Origin of the sequence: Curtobacterium sp. BRB10, assembly GCF_031844325.1 — a bacterium.
Classification (GTDB): Bacteria; Actinomycetota; Actinomycetes; order Actinomycetales; family Microbacteriaceae; genus Curtobacterium; species Curtobacterium poinsettiae_A.
This window is the reverse complement of record NZ_JAUZVA010000004.1, coordinates 116,994-134,856: the sequence shown is the minus strand read 5'-3', so window position 1 is coordinate 134,856 and position 17,863 is coordinate 116,994. Positions and strand designations below refer to the sequence as shown.

The following is a 17,863-nucleotide window of genomic DNA, read 5'->3' as shown; positions in this document are numbered from 1 at the left end:
CCGCACGTCGGCCGCCGGTCACGATCGGGTCACGCCCACCGCGTCGCCTCGACCGGCGGGTCCACCCGGTCGGTCATCGGGCGGTCGGGTGGATCCCGGTCGGTCATCGGGCGGTCGGGTGGATCCCGGTCCGTCACGGGCGGTCAGTCACGGGGCTGCAGGTCCTGCGGACGCACGAGGTACATGTCCGGCGAAGCGCCGACGATGCCGTCGCCACCCGACCTCCCGCGTCGGACCTGCTCGCGCACCAGGTCACCGCGACCGATGCCGATCAGGGCGACGTCGTGCAGCGATGCCGTGCCCGGCTTGAGGTAGTCGTTGTGCCCCACGGGTCGCCGGAACACGTCACCGGCCGACAGCGCGTCGGCGCCGCCGGCCAGGTCGAGCACGGTCGACCCGAACGACGCCCCACCCGGGTCGGTGCCGAAGTACCCGGAGCCCGCGATGGGGTCGCTGTGCGCGCCGCCGACGAAGACCTGCCCGGTGGCGACGGCGAGGTCGGCCGCCGTCCGGACGTCGCTGCCCGGCGACCCGAGCACGGTCAGGGTGTCGGCCGTCATCCGGCCGGACGCCAGGGCCGTCATCGCCGTGGTCGAACCGTACGAGTGCGCGACGATGTTCACCCGCGGTTGATCGCCGGCGCGGATCGCGCGCAGGCCCGCGACGGTCCGTTCGAGCCGCTCCGCCCCGGTCCGTGCGAGCCCGAGTGACAGGATGTTCGACAGGTCCGGCGTCCGGTACCCCATCCACGCGACGACGGCGACACCCGACCCGTTGCCGGTCGCGGCGAGTGGGGCCAGGGTGGCCTGCTCGCGGGACAGGTCGTTGGCGGTGTTCGTGAAGTCGGTCATCTGCCCGGTGACCGTGAAGAACATGCCCGGCACCACGACGGTGACGTCGGCTGCGGTGTCGAGGTCGCCGATGCTGATCGCCGCACGCCCGGAGCCCCGAGTGTCGAGTGCCACCAGGAAGCGCCGCGGGTCGCCCGGTTCCTGCACCAGGGAGTCCCGGACCTGCCCGAGCATCGCGGCCCGGGCTGCACCCACCTGGGCGTCGGCGAGGCCGGACGTCAGCGTCGCCCGGTTGGCCTGGTCGCGGACGGCGTACGGCACGCCCTCGAGGTTCCCGACCAGGGCGGGCGCGTGCACGAGGAGTCGGTCCTGCTCGTCGGCGGGCAGGTGCGACCACCACTGCGCGACGGTCTGCGCGGGCGGCGGATCGTCCTGCACCGTCGCCACGACACGGCGGTCGGTGGCCGCGCTCCGCAGGTCTGCGGCGCCGAGCGCGCCGAGGTCCTCGACGAACGCGCGCCCGTGTGCGGCGGCGAGGTCGTCGACCCCCACCGCTGTCGTGGACGACACCGCTGCCACCACCGGCATCGCCACGGGCGCTGACACGGACGCTGACACGGACGCCGACGCCGACGCCGACGAGAGCCGGTCGTCGGCCGGGATGATGCGGGTCGTGGCGGTGCTGGCGACCGTGACCTGGTGCGCCGGGGGCATGCCTGGGGCCTCGATCACTCCGAGCGAGTGCACCGAGGCGGTGAGCAGAGCCGCAGCGATGAGCAGCATTCGGGTCTCCCCCGGGAAGGCCGTCCCGCCGTCCCCCTGCAGACGACGGGTGATGCTCGGTCGAGTCTATGGAGATGTCCACGGATCATCCATGCGCGATGCAACTTGTCCCCCGAACTGGGCGCGTTCGACGGCGCGCCGCGCTCAGCGGATGCGACCGGGCATGCTGCGCGCCCCGCTAGTCCTCGGTCGTCGGCGCTTCCGGTTCGGCGAGCGCTGCCGGTCCCTCGGTCACGAGCAGGTGGAACTGCTCGGCGTCGATGATCCGGACGCCCAGCTGCTCGGCCTTCGTGAGCTTCGAACCGGCACCCGGACCGGCCGCCACGAAGTCGGTCTTCTTGCTCACGCTCGAGGCCGCCTTGCCGCCCGCGGTGATGATCGCCTCCAGTGCACCTTCGCGCGTGTAGCCCTCGAGCGACCCGGTCGCGACGACGGTGACGCCGCTCAGCACGCCGCCCTCGACGTCGGCACTTCCCGGGCCGGGGTGGCCCGGGGTGGTGAACTGCACGCCGGCCGTGGTCCAGCGGTCGATGATCTCGCGGTGCCAGTCGACGTCGAACCAGGCGAGCAGGGCGTCGGCGATGATCCCGCCGACCCCGTCGACGGCGGCGAGTTCTTCGCGCGATGCCGACCGGATGGCGTCGAGGGAGCCGAAGTGGTTCGCGAGGGCTCGGGCGGCGACGGGTCCGACGTGGCGGATGCTCAGACCGACCAGGATCCGCCACAGGGGCTTCGTCTTCGCGGCGTCGATGTTGGCGAGCATCTCGAACGCGTTCTTCGACGGGTAGCGGCTCGGCTCACCGGTGTAGTCGGTGCCCCGTGCCTCGGGGTCGAACGGGGGGTCGGTCTTCTTGCGCGCCCGACTGAACGGCGTGACGCGCTTCGGGGTGCCGTCGTCGTCGACCTTCTCCATGCCGGTCTCGGCGTCGCGGACGATGACCTCGATCGGGACGATGTCCTGCATCGTCAGGTCGAACAGTCCGGCCTCGGTGACGAGCGGCGGGGTCTCCGGGCGGAGCGGCTGCGTGAGCGCCGCGGCCGCGACCTCGCCGAGCCCCTCGATGTCGAGCGACCCGCGCGAGGCGATGTGCTCGACCCGACCGCGCACCTGCGCCGGGCAGCTCTTCGCGTTCGGGCAGCGCAGGTCGATGTCGCCTTCCTTCGCGGGGGCGAGCTCGGTGCCGCACTCCGGGCAGTTCGTCGGCATCACGAACTCGCGTTCGGAGCCGTCGCGGAGCTCGACCACCGGGCCGAGCACCTCGGGGATGACGTCGCCGGCCTTCCGCAGCACGACGGTGTCACCGATGAGCACGCCCTTCGCCTTGACGACCTGCTGGTTGTGCAGTGTGGCCTGGCGGACGACGGACCCGGCGACCTCGGCCGGGGCCATCACCGCGAAGGGGGTGGCACGGCCGGTGCGCCCGACGCTGACCACGATGTCGGTGAGCGTCGTGTGCACCTCTTCCGGCGGGTACTTGTAGGCGATCGCCCACCGCGGCGCCCGCGACGTCGACCCGAGCTCCTCGTGCAGGGCGAGGTCGTCGACCTTCACGACGACGCCGTCGATCTGGTGCTCGACGGACGAACGGCGCTCCCCCGTGGTCCGGACGAAGCCGTTGACCTCGTCGATGGTGTCGAACACCCGGTAGTGGCTGCTCGTCGGGAGTCCCCAGGTCTGCAGCAGCTCGTACACCTCGGACTGGCTGCGGACGTCGGTGCCCTGCTCGAGTTCACGGACGGGCCAGGCGCCGATGCCGTGCACGAGCATCCGCAGACGCCGGAGCCGGTCGACCATCAGTGCCCGCTTCGCCTCGGACTTGCCCTCTTCCTTCTGGCGGAGGGACCCGGCGGCGGCGTTGCGCGGGTTGGCGAACACGCGCTCCCCCGCCTCGCGCTGGTTCGCGTTGAGCTCGTCGAACTCGGCGACCGGGAAGAAGATCTCGCCCCGGACCTCGACCAGGGGCGGGTGGCCGCTGCCCGACAGGCGGTCCGGGATCGTGCCCATCGTGCGGACGTTGCCGGTGACGTCCTCGCCGACCACGCCGTCGCCACGGGTGGCGGCGGAGACGAGCCGACCGTGCTCGTACCGCAGGTTGATCGCCAGGCCGTCGATCTTCAGCTCGGTCAGGAACCGCACCCGCTCGTCACCGGCGTCCCGCTGCACCTTGCCCGCCCACTCGGTGAGCTCGTCGGGGCTGAAGACGTTGTCGAGCGAGAGCATGCGCTCGGCGTGCTCGACCGGCGCGAACTGCGTCGTCTGCGCCTTCCCGCCCACCGTCTGCGTCGGGCTGTCGGGCGTCAGGAGTTCCGGGAAGCGCCGTTCGATCGCGTCGAGGCGGTGCACCAGGGCGTCGTAGTCGGCGTCCGACAGGGGCGAGGCGTTGCCCTCGTAGTAGTCGTGGCGCAGCTCGTTGACGCGGGCGCGCAACCGGTCGACCTCGCGCGCGGCCTGGGCGGCGTCGAGCCCGTCGGGGTCGATTGTCTCGAACGTCGCGTCGGTCTCGCTCATGGCATCAGTTCTACCGTGCACCACCGACGCAGCGTGCAGCGAGCGTGTGCCCCGGGAGCGGCGGGGTCAGGCGTCGACGGGGACGGCGCTGACCGTGGTGTCGATCGTGCACTGGCCGAGCACCCGCGTGCCGACGTAGACCACGGCTGTCTGCCCGGGAGCGACCCCGTGCAGCGGCTCGTCGACGTCGATCACGAGCACGTCGTCCTGCACGCGGGCCGTCGCGGGCACCGGGTCGGCGTGCGCGCGGATCTGCACGTCGCAGGCGAACGGCGTCGCGGGGTCGGCCGGTGCCGTGCCCGCCCAGGTGAACCGCGACCCGGACATCGAGGTGACGGCGAGGGCCTCCTTCGGGCCGACGACGACGGTGTTGTCCTTCGGGCGGATCTCGAGCACGAACCGGGGCTTCCCGTCCGGTGCCGGGCGCCCGAGGGCCAGGCCGCGGCGCTGCCCGACGGTGTAGCCGGTCGCGCCCTCGTGCGATCCGACGACCGTGCCGTCGCGCTCGACGACCTCGCCGGGGGCGGTGCCGACGCGGTCCGCCAGCCAGCCGCGGGTGTCGCCGTCCGGGATGAAGCAGATGTCGTACGAGTCCGGCTTCTGGGCGACCGTCAGCCCGCGCTCGGCGGCCTCGGCCCGGACCTCGTCCTTCGACGGGGTCGCACCGAGCGGGAACATCGCGTGCTGCAGCTGCTCGGCGGTCAGGACCCCGAGCACGTACGACTGGTCCTTCGCCCACGCGGCCGACCGGTGCAGCTCGCGGGAGCCGTCCGGACCGGTGACGATCGAGGCGTAGTGCCCGGTCGCGACGGCGTCGAACCCCAGCGCGAGTGCCTTCTCGAGCAGCGCCGCGAACTTGATCCGCTCGTTGCAGCGCATGCAGGGGTTCGGGGTGCGGCCGGCCTGGTACTCGGCCACGAAGTCGTCGACGACGTCCTCCTTGAACCGGGCCGAGAAGTCCCACACGTAGTACGGGATCCCGAGGGCCGACGCCGCGCGCTGCGCGTCCATCGAGTCCTCGATGGTGCAGCACCCGCGGCTGCCGGTGCGCAGGGTGCCGGGCATCCGGCTCAGGGCCAGGTGCACGCCCACCACGTCGTGGCCGGCGTCGACCGCCCGGGCTGCGGCCACCGCCGAGTCGACACCACCGCTCATCGCCGCAAGAACACGCATGCGTCCAGGGTAACCCGCCGACGAAGCGGTACCGCTGGCGTACCGTTGGTCGGGCGATGGCCACGACGGGGAACGACTCATTCGACTTCCGGTCCGTCCTGCTGTCCGGGTTCCTGCCCGCCGCGCTCTTCGCGATCGGCGAGGGCGCGATCATCCCGATCATCCCGATCGCGGCCGACTCCCTCGGCGCCAGTCTGGCGTTCGCGGGCTTCGTCGCCTCGCTGATCCTGGTCGGGGAGCTCATCGGCGACGTGCCGTCCGGCATCGTCGTCGCCCGCATCGGCGAGCGGAACGCGATGATCGGCGCCGCGCTCGTGTCGGTGGTCGGGCTCGTCGTCGCCACGACGGCCGCGAACGCCTGGGTCCTGGCTCTCGGGGTGTTCCTGGTCGGCGTCTCCACCGCGGTGTTCGCGCTCGCCCGGCACGCCTACATGACCACCGCGATCCCCCTGCGGATCCGGGCCAGGGCGCTGTCGAGCCTGGGCGGTGTCTTCCGCTTCGGCTACTTCGTCGGCCCGTTCATCGCCGCCGGCGTCATCCACCTGACCGGGACCACCGGCAGTGCCTTCTGGATCCACGTCGTCTGCTGCCTGGCGGCCGCAACCGTGCTCCTGGTGCTGCGCGACCCCGCGACGGGCACACGCGGCCTGCGGTTGCCGCCACGGGCCTCCCGGCCGTCGGCCGACCAGGCGACGGACGCGAGCGGCCACGCGACCGAACCGCCCGCCGACACCGGCGCGCAGTTCGTCCAGCAGGAGGCGCAGGGGCTCTTCCGCACCATCCGCGCGAACGGGGCGGTCCTGCTCCGGCTCGGCAGCGGCGCCGGCCTGATCGGCGCGATGCGCGCCGGACGGCAGGTGATCCTGCCGCTCTGGGCGGTGAGCGTCGGCCTCGACGACTCGACCGCAGCACTCGTGATCGGCATCGCCGGAGCCGTCGACTTCGCGCTCTTCTACACGAGCGGGCAGATCATGGACCGGTGGGGACGGCTCGCGAGCGCGCTGCCCTGCATGCTCGGCCTGAGCATCAGCTACTTCCTGCTCGCCTGGAGCGGCCACCTGGACGCCCGGGTCGGCTGGTTCGTCGCGATCGCGATGGGCATGTCGCTGGCGAACGGGGTCGGCTCCGGCATCCTCATGACGCTCGGCGCGGACCTCGCACCCCGCGACGCCCCGGCGCCGTTCCTGGGGGCCTGGCGGTTCACCGGCGACTTCGGGTCGGCGGCGGCGCCGCTCCTCATCTCCGGCGTGACCGCCGTCGCGTCCATCGCCGTCGCGAGCGGGGTGATGGGCGTGCTCGGCCTGGTCGGCGCGGGCATCCTGCTCCGGTACGTGCCCCGGTACCTGCCGCGCCCGCTGCGCTGACGCGCTGTCGTCCCGTGCGAGGTTCCGTACTCGGTGGCACTCGGCCCGCCCCGCACCACGTCCGGTTCCTCGCACCGGGTCGCGGAGCGCGCACGGTGTGTCCCACGGCCTGGAGGCCCGGCGCACGTCCGCCGCGCACCCCGCGCTCGGTAGACTGCCGCTGCTCGCGGGAGTGGTGGAATCGGTAGACACGCAGGATTTAGGTTCCTGTGCCCCAGGCGTGAGGGTTCGAGTCCCTCCTTCCGCACCGAGTCCCTCCTGGCGCACCGTTGCGGTCATCCGCACGCCTCGAGCAGGTCAACCCTGCGAGGGATGGCCCGGTCACTTCCGGGCGGTACCCTCATCCCGCGGGAGTCCTCCCCGTGACTCCCGCTCCACGACCGGAAGAACCATGCACTCCGTCGCACTCGCCCTGATCCCGTGGCTCGATCCGCAGTACATCCTCGACCACTTCGGGGCCATCGCCGTGCTCGTGGTGTGCGCGATCGTGTTCGCCGAGACCGGTCTGCTCATCGGCTTCATCTTCCCGGGCGACAGCCTGCTGGTCATCACCGGCCTGTTCGCCTTCGACCGCGGCGGCGAGATCGGCGGCATCCCGATCTGGGTCGCGGCGCTGATGATCGGTGCCGCCGCGTTCCTCGGCGGCGAGCTCGGGTACTACATCGGCAAGAAGGCCGGGCCCCCGATCTTCGAGCGGAAGGACAGCGGGCTCTTCTCGAGGGCGAACGTCGAGCGCACCAACGCGTTCTTCCACCGCTTCGGCCCCCTGGCCGTGATCCTGGCGCGCTTCGTGCCGGTCGTCCGCACCTTCGCCCCGATCGCTGCGGGCGTCGGCCGGATGGACTACAGGAAGTACTCGCTCTACAACGCGATCGGCGCCGTGGTCTGGGGCGTCGGCGTGACGTTCCTCGGGTACTTCATCGGGCACATCCCCTTCGTGGCGCACATCGTCCGCGAGTACATCGACATCATCCTGCTCGCCGCGGTCGTCGTGACCGTGGTGCCGATGGCGCTGACGTACCTGCGCAACGCCCGCAAGGCGAAGCGCGCGAACGAGGCCGAGGCCACCACCGCCCCGACGGCCGACCCGACGCTCTAGCCGCAGCACCGGCGTACGACCGGAGTCGCCCCGGACCACGTGATCACGTGGTCCGGGGCGACTCCGTCGTACGGAACGACACGAGCGTTGGAACTCAGACGCCGAAGTGCTCCCGCACGATCGGCGCGATGCCCCGGAACGCCTTGCTGCGGTGCGACAGGGCGTTCTTCTCGTCGCGGGTGAGCTCCGCCGACGAGCGGTCGGCGTCGTCCGGTCGGAACACCGGGTCGTAGCCGTGGCCGCCGTCACCGACGGGCTCGGTCAGCACCTCGCCGTTCCAGACCGCCTCGACGACGTGTTCCTGACCGTCGGGCGTCACGAAGGCGGCAGCGCACACGAACGCGGCGGTGCGCTCCACGACACCCTGCAGGTTCGTGAGCAGCAGCGCGATGTTGTCGGCGTCCGAGCGGGTCCCGGCGTACCGGGCCGAGTGGATGCCCGGTGCGCCCCCGAGGGCGTCGACCGCGATCCCGGAGTCGTCGGCGAGCGCCGGCAGCCCGGTGTGCGCGACGGCGGCACGAGCCTTGATCAGGGCGTTCGCGGCGTAGCTGTCGCCGTCCTCGACGGGCTCGGGGCCGTCGTACCCGACGAGTTCGACCCCCTCGCCCAACGCCGACCCGAGGATCTCGCGCAGCTCGACGACCTTGCCCTGGTTGTGGGTGGCCAGGACCACCTCGCGGGACGTCACGCCAGACCCAGGACCGAGCGCTGGATCGCCGCGAGCGACTCGTTGCCGGCCAGGCCCAGGTCGAGCAGCACGTTCAGCTCGTCGCGGTCGAACGGCGCGTGCTCGGCGGTGCCCTGCACCTCGATGAACTTGCCCGACCCCGTGGTGACGATGTTCATGTCGGTGTCGGCAGCCGAGTCCTCGGTGTAGGCCAGGTCGAGCATCGGCTCCCCCTTGACGATGCCGACCGAGATCGCCTGCACGCTGTCGGTGAGCGGGGTGGCCTTCTTCGCGATGAAGCCCTTGGCGCGGCCCCACTCGATCGCGTCGGCCATCGCCACGTACGCACCGGTGATCGACGCCGTACGGGTGCCGCCGTCGGCCTGCAGCACGTCGCAGTCGATGACGAGGGTGTTCTCGCCCAGGGCCTTCGTGTCGACGACGGCGCGGAGCGAACGCCCGATCAGGCGGGAGATCTCGTGGGTGCGACCGCCGACCTTGCCCTTGATGGACTCGCGCTGCATGCGCTCGTTGGTCGACCGCGGCAGCATCGAGTACTCGGCGGTGACCCAGCCGGTGCCCTTGCCGGCGAGCCAGCGGGGCACGCCGTTGGTGAACGACGCGGTGCAGAGCACCCTGGTGTCGCCGAAGGAGATGAGCGCGCTGCCCTCGGCCTGCGTGCTCCACCCCCGCTCGATGGTGACGGGACGGTGGTCGGTGGCGGTGCGGCCGTCGACGCGGAGGTTGTCGGTCATGGGGTCCTTTCGGTGCGGGGCAGCGTGATGGCCCCCGTCTGGAGGTGGCCGACGCTCGAGACCTCGGGGCCGAGGAAGCGCCGGGCGAGCCGGATGAAGCCGTTCTTGTCGTCGCCCGTCGCCTCGAACGAGTACGTCGGGGCGGTGGTCGCGGTTCGCTCGAGCCCGTGCTCCACGAGCCGGCGGTAGACGTCGTTCGCGGTCTCCTCGGCGCTGGAGACGAGCGTGACCTCCGGACCCATGACGAACTGGATCGCGGCGGACATGAGCGGGTAGTGGGTGCAGCCGAGCACGAGGGTGTCGACGTCGGCGGCACGGATCGGGTCGAGGTAGCCGGCCGCGATCTCGCGCAGCGACGGCGACGAGGTGTCGCCCGCCTCGACGAACTCGACGAACCGGGGGCACGCGGCGGTGGTCAGCGTGACGTCGGCGGCGACCGCGAAGGCGTCCTCGTAGGCGCGCGACGCGATGGTGCCGACGGTGCCGATGACGCCGATGCGGCCCGTGCGGGTCTGCTTGACGGCTGCTCGGGCCGCGGGCTGGATGACCTCGACCACGGGGATGCCGTACGCCTGCTCGTACCGTTCGCGGGCGTCACGGAGCACGGCGGACGAGGCGGTGTTGCACGCGATCACCAGGGCCTTCACACCCTGCTCGACCAGGTCGTCCATGACCTCGAGCGCGTAGCGGCGGACGTCGGCGATGGGCTTCGGGCCGTAGGGCGAGTGCACGGTGTCGCCGACGTACCGGATGCTCTCGCGCGGGAGCTGGTCGATGATGGCACGGGCCACGGTGAGGCCGCCGACCCCGCTGTCGAAGACTCCGATCGGTGCATCCGTCACGGCACCAGCGTACCGACGCCCGCCGACCAGCACCGACGCGACCACGCGCGCCACGCAGGCCGGGCGCACGGGGTGATCCGGGCCTCCCCACCGGCACGGCCGGCCCGCCGCTGACACGTCGCGGCGGAACTGGTGGTGGGCCCCCAGAGGGTCACGTCACTAGTGTCGGAGAGGTGACCACCGCGCTCCTCACCGACCAGTACGAACTCACCATGGTCGACGCCGCCCTCAAGGACGGGACCGCCGATCGCCGATGCGTCTTCGAGGTGTTCGCCCGACGGCTCCCGGACGGCCGCAGGTACGGCGTCGCCGCCGGACTCGGTCGGTTCCTCACCGCCCTCGCCGACTTCCGCTTCGGCGACGAGGAGATCGGGTTCCTGCGCGACCGCGGGGTCATCGACGCCGGCACCGCAGCCTGGCTCGCCGACTACCGGTTCAGCGGGGACGTCCGCGCCTACCGCGAGGGCGAGGTCTACTTCCCGAACTCCCCCATCCTGCAGATCGAGGGCACCTTCGCCGAGGCCGTCGTGCTCGAGACCCTCGCGCTCAGCATCTTCAACGCCGACAGCGCCATCGCGAGCGCCGCCGCCCGCATGGTGTCCGCCGCCGACGGCCGCCCGCTCGCCGAGATGGGCTCCCGCCGCACCGGCGAGTGGAACGCCGTCGCCGCCGCGCGTGCCGCGTACATCGCCGGCTTCGGTGCGACGAGCAACCTCGAGGCCGGCCGTACCTGGGGCATCCCGACGATGGGCACCGCCGCGCACGCCTTCACGCTGCTGCACGACTCCGAGGAGCAGGCGTTCCGGTCGCAGCTCGACGCGCTCGGCAGCGGCACGACCCTGCTCGTCGACACCTACGACATCGAGTCCGCGGTCGAGACGGCCGTCCGGCTCACCGACGGCGAGCTCGGCGGCGTCCGGATCGACAGCGGCGACCTGCCGTCCGTCGTCGCCGCCGTGCGTGCGCAGCTCGACCGCCTCGGCGCGACGGGCACGAAGATCACGGTGACGAACGACCTCGACGAGTACACGATCGCCGCACTCCGAGCCGCACCGGTCGACTCGTACGGCGTCGGCACCTCGGTCGTCTCCGGCTCCGGGCACCCGGCCGCCGGCATGGTGTTCAAGCTCGTCGCGCACCGGGACGCGGACGGCGGCGACTGGGTCCCCGTCGCCAAGAAGTCGGCGGACAAGGCGTCGATCGGCGGCCGGAAGGAGGCGGGCCGACGACTCCGCAACGGCGTCGCCACCGCCGAGATCGTGCTCACGGGTGCACAGGTCGGTCCGGACGAGCGGCCGCTGCTGGTCCCCGTCGTCACCGGCGGTGCGGTCGACCCGGCGTTCCTCGGCACGCAGGGCGTCGAGGCCGCACGTGCGCACCACGAGCGGGCGAAGGCGGAGCTGCCCGCCGACGCGTCGCGCATCGGGCGCGGCGACCCCGCCATCCCCACCCTGGTGATCTAGCGCTCGCACGCGCGCACGCGCACGCGCACTCGCACGCGCGTCCGTGTCGCGGTGTCGCTTGGTGAGCAGCAATGGTCGGGTCTGTGTGACGGACCCGACCACTGCTGCTCACGAAGCGACAGACGGACGGGAGGCCCGTGGCCGCATCGCCACGGGCCTCCCGTCCGTCTGCTGGTCGCGTCTACTCGGCCTTCATCTTCTCGTAGATGGCCTTGCAGTCCGGGCAGACCGGGAACTTCTCCGGGTCGCGACCCGGGATCCACTTCTTGCCGCACAGCGCCTTGACCGGCTTGCCGGACAGCGCCGACTGCAGGATCTTGTCCTTCTTCACGTAGTGCGAGAACCGCTCGTGGTCACCGGGTTCGATCGCTTCGTCTTCGAGGAGCTTCTCGAGCTCCCGGTCCATCACGTCGAGGCCGCCGCCTGGTTCCGTCATGCTCATGGGTCCAGGGTACGACGGTCCGCCCTCGGGCGCGCCGCTCGTCCGCGCCGGGCGATCGTGGCGCCGAGTCGCTGGTGCCAGGCGCCAGGTGCTCGGGGCCGCTAGTTGCGCTGTGCCGCGGCGAGCAGGTCGGGGCCGCGGCGGTCGAACAGGCGTCCGCCGGCGGAGACCCCGATCACGAGCACGACGGCACCGACCCCGATGCCCACCAGGAGCGTCAGCACCGACCAGGGCTCCGGACCCTGCACGACGGCGAGCACCGCGAGGCAGGCTGCGGGGACCGTGCAGAGCACGATGCCGATCACCATGGACGCCTGCGCGACCGTGGCGGTGACGCCGGCTGCCTGCGGCTGCTGGAAGGGGTGGTCGCCCGGGCGCACGGTCGGGTAGGGCAGGAGCACGGACAGGACGCTCGACAACCCGAGGCCGGACAGCAGTGCGCTCGCGCTCACGCCGATGAGCAGCGGGAACGCCGCCCAGTCTCCGAACAACCGGGCGGACAACGCGGCCCCGGCGACGATCGCGGGTGCCCCCACGACCAGCACGGGCACGACACGACCGAGCCGGTCGCTCCACCCGGGCGCACCGGAGGCGACGTGCAGCCACACGGCGGTGTTGTCGTACGAGACGTCGTTGTGCGGCAGGAACCCGGCGATCAGGGCCATCAGCGGCAGCGGCACGAGGGCAGTCCACTGCCACGGCACCCCGGCGACACCGAGCGGGATGACGACGATCGGCACGAGCAGGATGATCAGGTACGACGTGCGGTACCGCGGGTCGCGGACCCAGTAGGTGAGCGCCCGGGCGGCGACGGCCGACACCGGCGCCGAACCGAACCGGTCGAACCAGCCCAGGCCCTGGTAGCGGCGGGTGCGGGCACGGTCGTCGACGGTCTCGAGCGCCCGGCCGACGAGCGCCCACCACGCCCAGGCGAGGAGCGCGACGACGGCGACCGCGACGAGGAGCTTCAGGACACCGGCGCCGACGTGGCCGCTCGCGACCTCGGCGGGTACAGCCCAGGCCGCACCCCACGGGGTCCACCCGGCGACGTCCGCGACGCGCTGCATCTCGGCGCCCTGCGGGTCGAGCCAGTCGACGCGCAGCAGCAGCGCCACCGTCGGGATCGAGAGCGCGATGATGACGAGCGCCACCAGCCACCCGGCGTCGCGGGAGCGGTCCGGCCCGATCAGCCGGGAGCCGACGGTGCAGCAGACGCGGACGAGGAGCGCGCACGTGGCGACGCCGAGCAGCCCGCCGAGCACCGCGAGCAGCCCGAGACCGGGGTCGCGGGCCCAGGCGACGACCTGGCCGACCGCGACGACGACCACGCCGATCACCGGGATGCCGACGAGCCCGGCGACGACGAGTCCGATCGCCAGGCGACGGCGCCCGATACCGAACACCGCGAAGCGCCGCGGGTCGAGCTGGTCGCTCCGGCCGACGACGAGCGGTACGACCGTGAACCCGAAGGTGATCAGGGTGCCGACGGGCACTATGACCGCACGCGCGACGTCCGGGTCCGCGTCACCGAGGGCGATGGTCCGCGACGCGACGAACACGGCGGCGAGGAGTCCGACGAGGCTGGCGAGCACGACGGCGACGGACCGGCGGGCGGTGCCGCGGACCTCGCCCGCGAGCAGGTCCGCCCTCAGCCGGAGAAGCTGTGCAACCATTCCATGCTCTCCGCGACGACACGACCGCCGGCGAGTTCGACGAACTTGTCCTCGAGGCTCTTGCGCCCCCGGACCTGGGCCATGGTGCCGGACGCCAGGACCTTGCCGCCGACGATGATGGCGACCGAGTCACAGGTGCGCTGCACGAGCTCCATCGAGTGGCTGGACAGCACGACCGTGCCGCCGCCCCGGGTGTACCGGCGCAGGATGTCCGTGATCGTCGCTGCACTCACCGGGTCGACCGACTCGAACGGTTCGTCGAGCACGAGTACCCGCGGCGAGTGGATCAGGGTCGCGGCCAGGGCGATCTTCTTCGCCATGCCGACGGAGTAGTCGGCGACCTGGCGGCCCAGCGCCTCGCCCAGCCCGAAGGCCTCGGCGAGGTCGGCGCTGCGCTTCCGGGCGGTGGCCCCGTCGAGCCCGCGGAGCGTGGCCGAGTAGTACAGGAGCTGCGCACCGGTCAGCCGGTCGAACAGACGGAGACGGTCCGGCAGGACGCCGAGACTGCGCTTCGCCGCCGTCGGGTCGGCCCAGACGTCGTGGTCGAGCACCGTCACCGAGCCGGCGTCGGGGCGCAGCAGTCCGGTGATCATGGAGAGGGTCGTCGTCTTGCCGGCGCCGTTCGGGCCGACCACGCCGAAGATGGAGCCCTGCCGGATCTCGAGGTCGACCTCGTCGACGGCCAGGGTCTGCCCGTACCGCTTGACCAGGCCGTTCGCCGCGAGCACGACGGGCTGGAGCGTCTGCGGCTGCTTCGGCGCGGCGGTGCGGGGCGCACGCTTCTTCGTGGCAGGCGGGGCTGCGGCGTTCGCCCGGTCGGCGTCGTCCATCGCGTCGTCCGCGTCGGACGGGACGGGAGGCGCGGCGTCGGTCCGCGGGGCGGCCTTCGTCGGGCGTTTGGTGCGTCCCTTGCCGTTGCGCGCCTTCGCGGGGCGTGGCGCTCCGGCCGTCGCGTCGTCGGTGCCGGTCTCGGTCGTTGCGTCGTCGGAGCGGGTCCCCGCCGTCGCGTCGGTGCGGACGGCCGTCCCGTCGGTCATCGCGTCATCAGTGGCGGCGTCGTCCGCATCAGTGTCCCCCGTGTCGTCGTCGGCTGCGTCGTCCTCAGCAGCCGCGGCGGTGTCCGCGTCGTCGGCGTCCCCCGCCTCGGTCATCCAGGCAGCGTCGGCCGTGGCGTACACGTCCTCGTTCTCTGCTCGCGCTGGCATCGACCCACCGTACCAACGCTCTCCGACCGGCGGGAACCGTCTCGGCCAGGGTCACGAATTGAGTACGAAGCACGCAGACCCGTACCCCGCGAGGGGGTGTTTCCGTATCATTCACCAGGGCACGAAGGAGTGTTCACCACTTGGAAACCTGCTCCAGCAGGCGATCCCGGCAGCCTCCTCGCAGCGACGACCACGTCGACGCGACCGGTTCTCGGGCAACTCGGACGTTGGAAGCGCAGACTCGACGAGGCCCGCCCGTACCCCAGGGTGCGCGGGCGGACACCAGAAGGGACCAGCATGACCACGCAGATCGTGATCCTCGCAGCGGGGATGGGCAGCCGTCTCGGCCGCAGCCTGCCGAAGCCGCTCACGGAGCTCAGTGACGGCCGCACCATCATGCAGCAGCAGTTCGACAACATCCGCGCCGCGTTCGGTTCGAGCGCCCGCGTGACGATCGTCGTCGGCTACAAGTCGGAGCACATCGTCGAGGCGTTCCCCGACGCGAACTTCGTCTACAACGAGTCCTACGACTCCACCAACACCTCGAAGAGCCTGCTGCGTGCCCTCAAGGCCACCGGCAAGAGCGGTGTCCTCTGGATGAACGGCGACGTGGTCTTCGACCCGATGGCGCTCGTCCGTGCGGCCGACATGATCGACGAGGGCCGTTCCTTCGTCAGCGTCAACACCGACAAGGTCTCCGACGAAGAGGTCAAGTACACCGTCGACGCCGAGGGCTTCATCCACAAGCTCTCCAAGCAGGTCGTCGGGGGTCTCGGCGAAGCCGTCGGCATCAACTACGTCTCCGCCGCCGACAAGCAGGCCCTCATCCGCCAGCTCGGCCGCGTCGACGACCAGGAGTACTTCGAGGGCGGCATCGAGGCTGCCATCGCCGAGGACGGGCTACGCTGGACGCCGATCGACATCTCCGACCTGTACGCGGTCGAGATCGACTTCGCCGAGGACCTCGAGCGCGCGAACAACCTGTTCGCCTGAACCACCGTCAGGACCCCCTCGGCGATTCCGCCCGGAGGGAAACCGTGACCACAGCGAGTGCGCCGACCGCGCCCGTGGCTCCCGCACCCGCGAAGGCCCGGAGCGCCGGTCGGCGCTATCGTCAGGCCCTCTGGTTGCTGACCGTCCGCGACCTCCGGGTCCGCTACTCGACGTCGGCGCTCGGCTACGTGTGGTCGATCCTCGACCCGCTCGTGATGTCGGGGATCTACTGGTTCGTCTTCACGCAGGTCTTCCACCGCGGTTCGGTCGGTGAAGATCCCTACATCGTGTTCCTGCTGTCCGCACTGCTGCCGTGGATGTGGTTCACCGGTGGCGTCTCGGACTCCACCCGGGCGTTCATCAAGGAATCCAAGCTGATCCGCTCGACCACCATCCCCCGCACGATCTGGGTGGCACGGATCGACGCGTCGAAGGGCATCGAGTTCCTGCTGAGCCTGCCGGTCCTGGCCGCCTTCGCGATCGCGACGGGTGCCCACCTGCACTGGCAGGTCGTGTTCTTCCCGTTGGCGATCGTGCTGCAGTGCGCGCTGGTCTACGGCCTGGGCCTCATCGTCGCCCCGCTCGTGGTCTTCTTCCGCGACCTCGAGCGCGCCACCAAGCTCGTGCTGCGGTTCCTGTTCTACGCGTCCCCGATCATCTACGGCACCCACGCGCTGCCGTCCGCACTGCGGGACATCGCCGCGATCAACCCGCTCACCGGCATCTTCGGCATGTACCGCGCGGCGTTCTTCCCCGGCCAGCTCGACTGGCTCGAGGTCGGCGCCTCGGTGGTCGTGACCGGCATCGTCCTGGTGATCGGCTTCGCGGTGTTCCGCCGCAGCGAGCACCGCGTGCTGAAGGAGCTGTGATGACCGCGACCGACCAGACCCGACGCACCGAGACCGTCGCACCGGTCATCTCGGTTCGAGACGCCGGCATCTGCTTCAAGCGCAACCGTCGCGCGAGCCGGAACTTCAAGGACCTGTTCGCCGGACGCGGGCGCCGCAAGCGTGCCGACGAGTTCTGGGCGCTCCGCAACGTGTCGTTCGACGTCCGTCCGGGCGAGGCGATCGGCGTCGTGGGGCGGAACGGCCAGGGCAAGTCGACCCTGCTGAAGCTGGTGGCCCAGGTCATGCTGCCCGACGAGGGCCGCGTCGACGTGGGTGCCGGCGTCGCCCCGCTCATCGAGATCACCGGTGGCTTCGTCGGGGATCTCACCGTGCGCGACAACGTGTACCTGACGGCGGGCCTGCACGGCATGTCGCGGGCCGAGATCCGCGACGCCTTCGACGAGATCATCGACTTCGCCGAGATCGCCGACTTCGTGGACACCCCCTACAAGCACCTGTCGAGCGGCATGAAGGTCCGCATCGCGTTCGCGGTGATCTCGCGGCTCGACGAACCGGTCATCCTGGTCGACGAGGTGCTGGCGGTGGGCGACAAGGCCTTCCGCGAGAAGTGCTACAAGCGGATCGAGCAGCTCCTGGCCGGCGGCCGGACGCTGTTCTTCGTCTCGCACAGCGACAAGGACCTCCGCCGCTTCTGCGACCGGGGGCTGTACCTCGACAAGGGTCGTCTGCAGCTCGACGGCACCATCGAGGCCGCGCTGGCCCGGTACGCGGCAGACTACGGCTCCTGACCGGCCGGGGTACTCCCCCTGCACCAACACCGGTATCGCTGGCTCCCTCCACAGCACCGGCGCTCGTGAGCGCCCCCGGGGTCCCGCCGTCGGACCCTCCCCCTAGCGTTCCACCCATGCACCACCCACCAACCGCGTACGCCGTCCCGTTCGCCGTCGACCGATCGCACGCACCGCGTCGGTACGATCTCGTCAACACCGGCCCCGAGCCGGTCGACGGCCTCTCCCTCACCCACCTGGGCAACGGCTACTGCCCGCCGCTCGCGGTGCGCCGCCTCGATCCGGGCCGGTCGTTGTCCCTGGCGGTCTTCGGTGCCGACCCCGAGGACACGGGGGTCGTCATCGTGCGGTGGCGTCGGCCCGACCGGTCCGAGTACCTCTGGCGGATGTCACTCGTCGGACCGGGGTTCCAGCCGTGACCCTGCGCCGATCTGCGCCTCGGCACCCCCGGGTGACGTTCGGCCG

At 71.5% G+C, this 17,863-nt stretch carries 16 protein-coding genes and 1 tRNA gene; 8 read left to right on the top strand and 9 right to left on the bottom strand.

Annotated elements, in window-relative coordinates; all coding sequences use genetic code 11:
* Nucleotides 1-143: 143 nt before the first annotated feature.
* The 3 genes from Q9R26_RS10060 to mnmA form a co-directional block, all read right to left on the bottom strand.
* Nucleotides 144-1,574, bottom strand: a complete 1,431-nt coding sequence (locus tag Q9R26_RS10060) for an alpha/beta hydrolase (RefSeq protein WP_311227198.1) — start codon at nucleotides 1,572-1,574, stop codon at nucleotides 144-146.
* Nucleotides 1,575-1,752: 178 nt separating this feature from the next.
* Complete coding sequence (gene ligA / locus Q9R26_RS10055) at nucleotides 1,753-4,083, bottom strand: NAD-dependent DNA ligase LigA (protein ID WP_311227197.1); 2,331 nt, start codon at nucleotides 4,081-4,083, stop codon at nucleotides 1,753-1,755.
* A 66-nt stretch (nucleotides 4,084-4,149) separates the two neighbouring features.
* Complete coding sequence (gene mnmA, locus Q9R26_RS10050; protein ID WP_031259645.1) at nucleotides 4,150-5,256, bottom strand: tRNA 2-thiouridine(34) synthase MnmA; 1,107 nt, start codon at nucleotides 5,254-5,256, stop codon at nucleotides 4,150-4,152.
* Between the two features lie 56 nt (nucleotides 5,257-5,312).
* On the opposite strand from mnmA, the gene Q9R26_RS10045 reads away from it, so the two are divergent.
* The 3 genes from Q9R26_RS10045 to Q9R26_RS10035 all read left to right on the top strand — a co-directional run bounded on the left by Q9R26_RS10045 (nucleotide 5,313) and on the right by Q9R26_RS10035 (nucleotide 7,719).
* Nucleotides 5,313-6,620, top strand: a complete 1,308-nt coding sequence (locus Q9R26_RS10045; protein ID WP_182065902.1) for an MFS transporter — start codon at nucleotides 5,313-5,315, stop codon at nucleotides 6,618-6,620.
* Nucleotides 6,621-6,786: 166 nt separating this feature from the next.
* Nucleotides 6,787-6,867, top strand: a tRNA-Leu gene (locus Q9R26_RS10040).
* Nucleotides 6,868-7,011: 144 nt separating this feature from the next.
* Nucleotides 7,012-7,719: a VTT domain-containing protein gene (locus Q9R26_RS10035; protein ID WP_311227196.1), complete on the top strand. Its 708-nt coding sequence runs from the start codon at nucleotides 7,012-7,014 to the stop codon at nucleotides 7,717-7,719.
* Between the two features lie 94 nt (nucleotides 7,720-7,813).
* On the opposite strand, the gene rdgB is transcribed toward Q9R26_RS10035, so the two are convergent.
* The 3 genes from rdgB to murI are packed head-to-tail and all read right to left on the bottom strand — an operon-like array spanning nucleotide 7,814 to nucleotide 9,983.
* Nucleotides 7,814-8,407, bottom strand: coding sequence for an RdgB/HAM1 family non-canonical purine NTP pyrophosphatase (rdgB, locus tag Q9R26_RS10030; RefSeq protein ID WP_027464602.1), 594 nt, complete (start codon nucleotides 8,405-8,407; stop codon nucleotides 7,814-7,816).
* Complete coding sequence (gene rph, locus Q9R26_RS10025; RefSeq protein WP_311227195.1) at nucleotides 8,404-9,141, bottom strand: ribonuclease PH; 738 nt, start codon at nucleotides 9,139-9,141, stop codon at nucleotides 8,404-8,406. The genes rdgB and rph overlap by 4 nt, the downstream gene beginning before the upstream one ends.
* A complete protein-coding gene (gene murI, locus Q9R26_RS10020; protein WP_027464600.1) occupies nucleotides 9,138-9,983 on the bottom strand; it encodes a glutamate racemase in 846 nt (281 codons plus the stop codon). Before murI ends, rph begins: the two co-directional genes overlap by 4 nt.
* A 173-nt stretch (nucleotides 9,984-10,156) precedes the next feature.
* On the opposite strand from murI, the gene Q9R26_RS10015 reads away from it, so the two are divergent.
* Nucleotides 10,157-11,446, top strand: a complete 1,290-nt coding sequence (locus Q9R26_RS10015) for a nicotinate phosphoribosyltransferase (RefSeq protein ID WP_311227194.1) — start codon at nucleotides 10,157-10,159, stop codon at nucleotides 11,444-11,446.
* 181 nt (nucleotides 11,447-11,627) lie between these two features.
* Here Q9R26_RS10015 and Q9R26_RS10010 read toward each other — a convergent pair whose 3' ends face one another.
* From Q9R26_RS10010 to Q9R26_RS10000, 3 genes are all read right to left on the bottom strand, one after another.
* The gene (locus Q9R26_RS10010; RefSeq protein ID WP_099051947.1) at nucleotides 11,628-11,888 is read right to left on the bottom strand and encodes a DUF3039 domain-containing protein; all 261 of its coding nucleotides are present in this window, start codon (nucleotides 11,886-11,888) and stop codon (nucleotides 11,628-11,630) included.
* Nucleotides 11,889-11,989: 101 nt separating this feature from the next.
* The gene (locus tag Q9R26_RS10005; protein WP_311227193.1) at nucleotides 11,990-13,561 is read right to left on the bottom strand and encodes an ABC transporter permease; all 1,572 of its coding nucleotides are present in this window, start codon (nucleotides 13,559-13,561) and stop codon (nucleotides 11,990-11,992) included.
* Entirely contained in the window at nucleotides 13,537-14,766 is a 1,230-nt protein-coding gene (locus Q9R26_RS10000; RefSeq protein ID WP_311227192.1) for an ABC transporter ATP-binding protein, read from the bottom strand. Before Q9R26_RS10000 ends, Q9R26_RS10005 begins: the two co-directional genes overlap by 25 nt.
* 297 nt (nucleotides 14,767-15,063) lie before the next feature.
* On the opposite strand from Q9R26_RS10000, the gene Q9R26_RS09995 reads away from it, so the two are divergent.
* The 4 genes from Q9R26_RS09995 (at nucleotide 15,064) to Q9R26_RS09980 (ending at nucleotide 17,817) form a co-directional block, all read left to right on the top strand.
* On the top strand, nucleotides 15,064-15,759 hold the full coding sequence (locus Q9R26_RS09995) for an NTP transferase domain-containing protein (protein ID WP_110862735.1): 696 nt from the start codon (nucleotides 15,064-15,066) through the stop codon (nucleotides 15,757-15,759).
* 44 nt (nucleotides 15,760-15,803) lie between these two features.
* Nucleotides 15,804-16,628 carry an ABC transporter permease gene (locus Q9R26_RS09990; RefSeq protein ID WP_259362829.1) on the top strand — a complete coding sequence of 275 codons (825 nt, stop codon included), beginning with the start codon at nucleotides 15,804-15,806 and terminating at the stop codon, nucleotides 16,626-16,628.
* The gene (locus Q9R26_RS09985) at nucleotides 16,628-17,398 is read left to right on the top strand and encodes an ABC transporter ATP-binding protein (RefSeq protein ID WP_071405446.1); all 771 of its coding nucleotides are present in this window, start codon (nucleotides 16,628-16,630) and stop codon (nucleotides 17,396-17,398) included. The genes Q9R26_RS09990 and Q9R26_RS09985 overlap by 1 nt, the downstream gene beginning before the upstream one ends.
* 116 nt (nucleotides 17,399-17,514) lie before the next feature.
* Nucleotides 17,515-17,817 carry a hypothetical protein gene (locus tag Q9R26_RS09980; RefSeq protein ID WP_311227191.1) on the top strand — a complete coding sequence of 101 codons (303 nt, stop codon included), beginning with the start codon at nucleotides 17,515-17,517 and terminating at the stop codon, nucleotides 17,815-17,817.
* Nucleotides 17,818-17,863 lie beyond the last annotated feature (46 nt).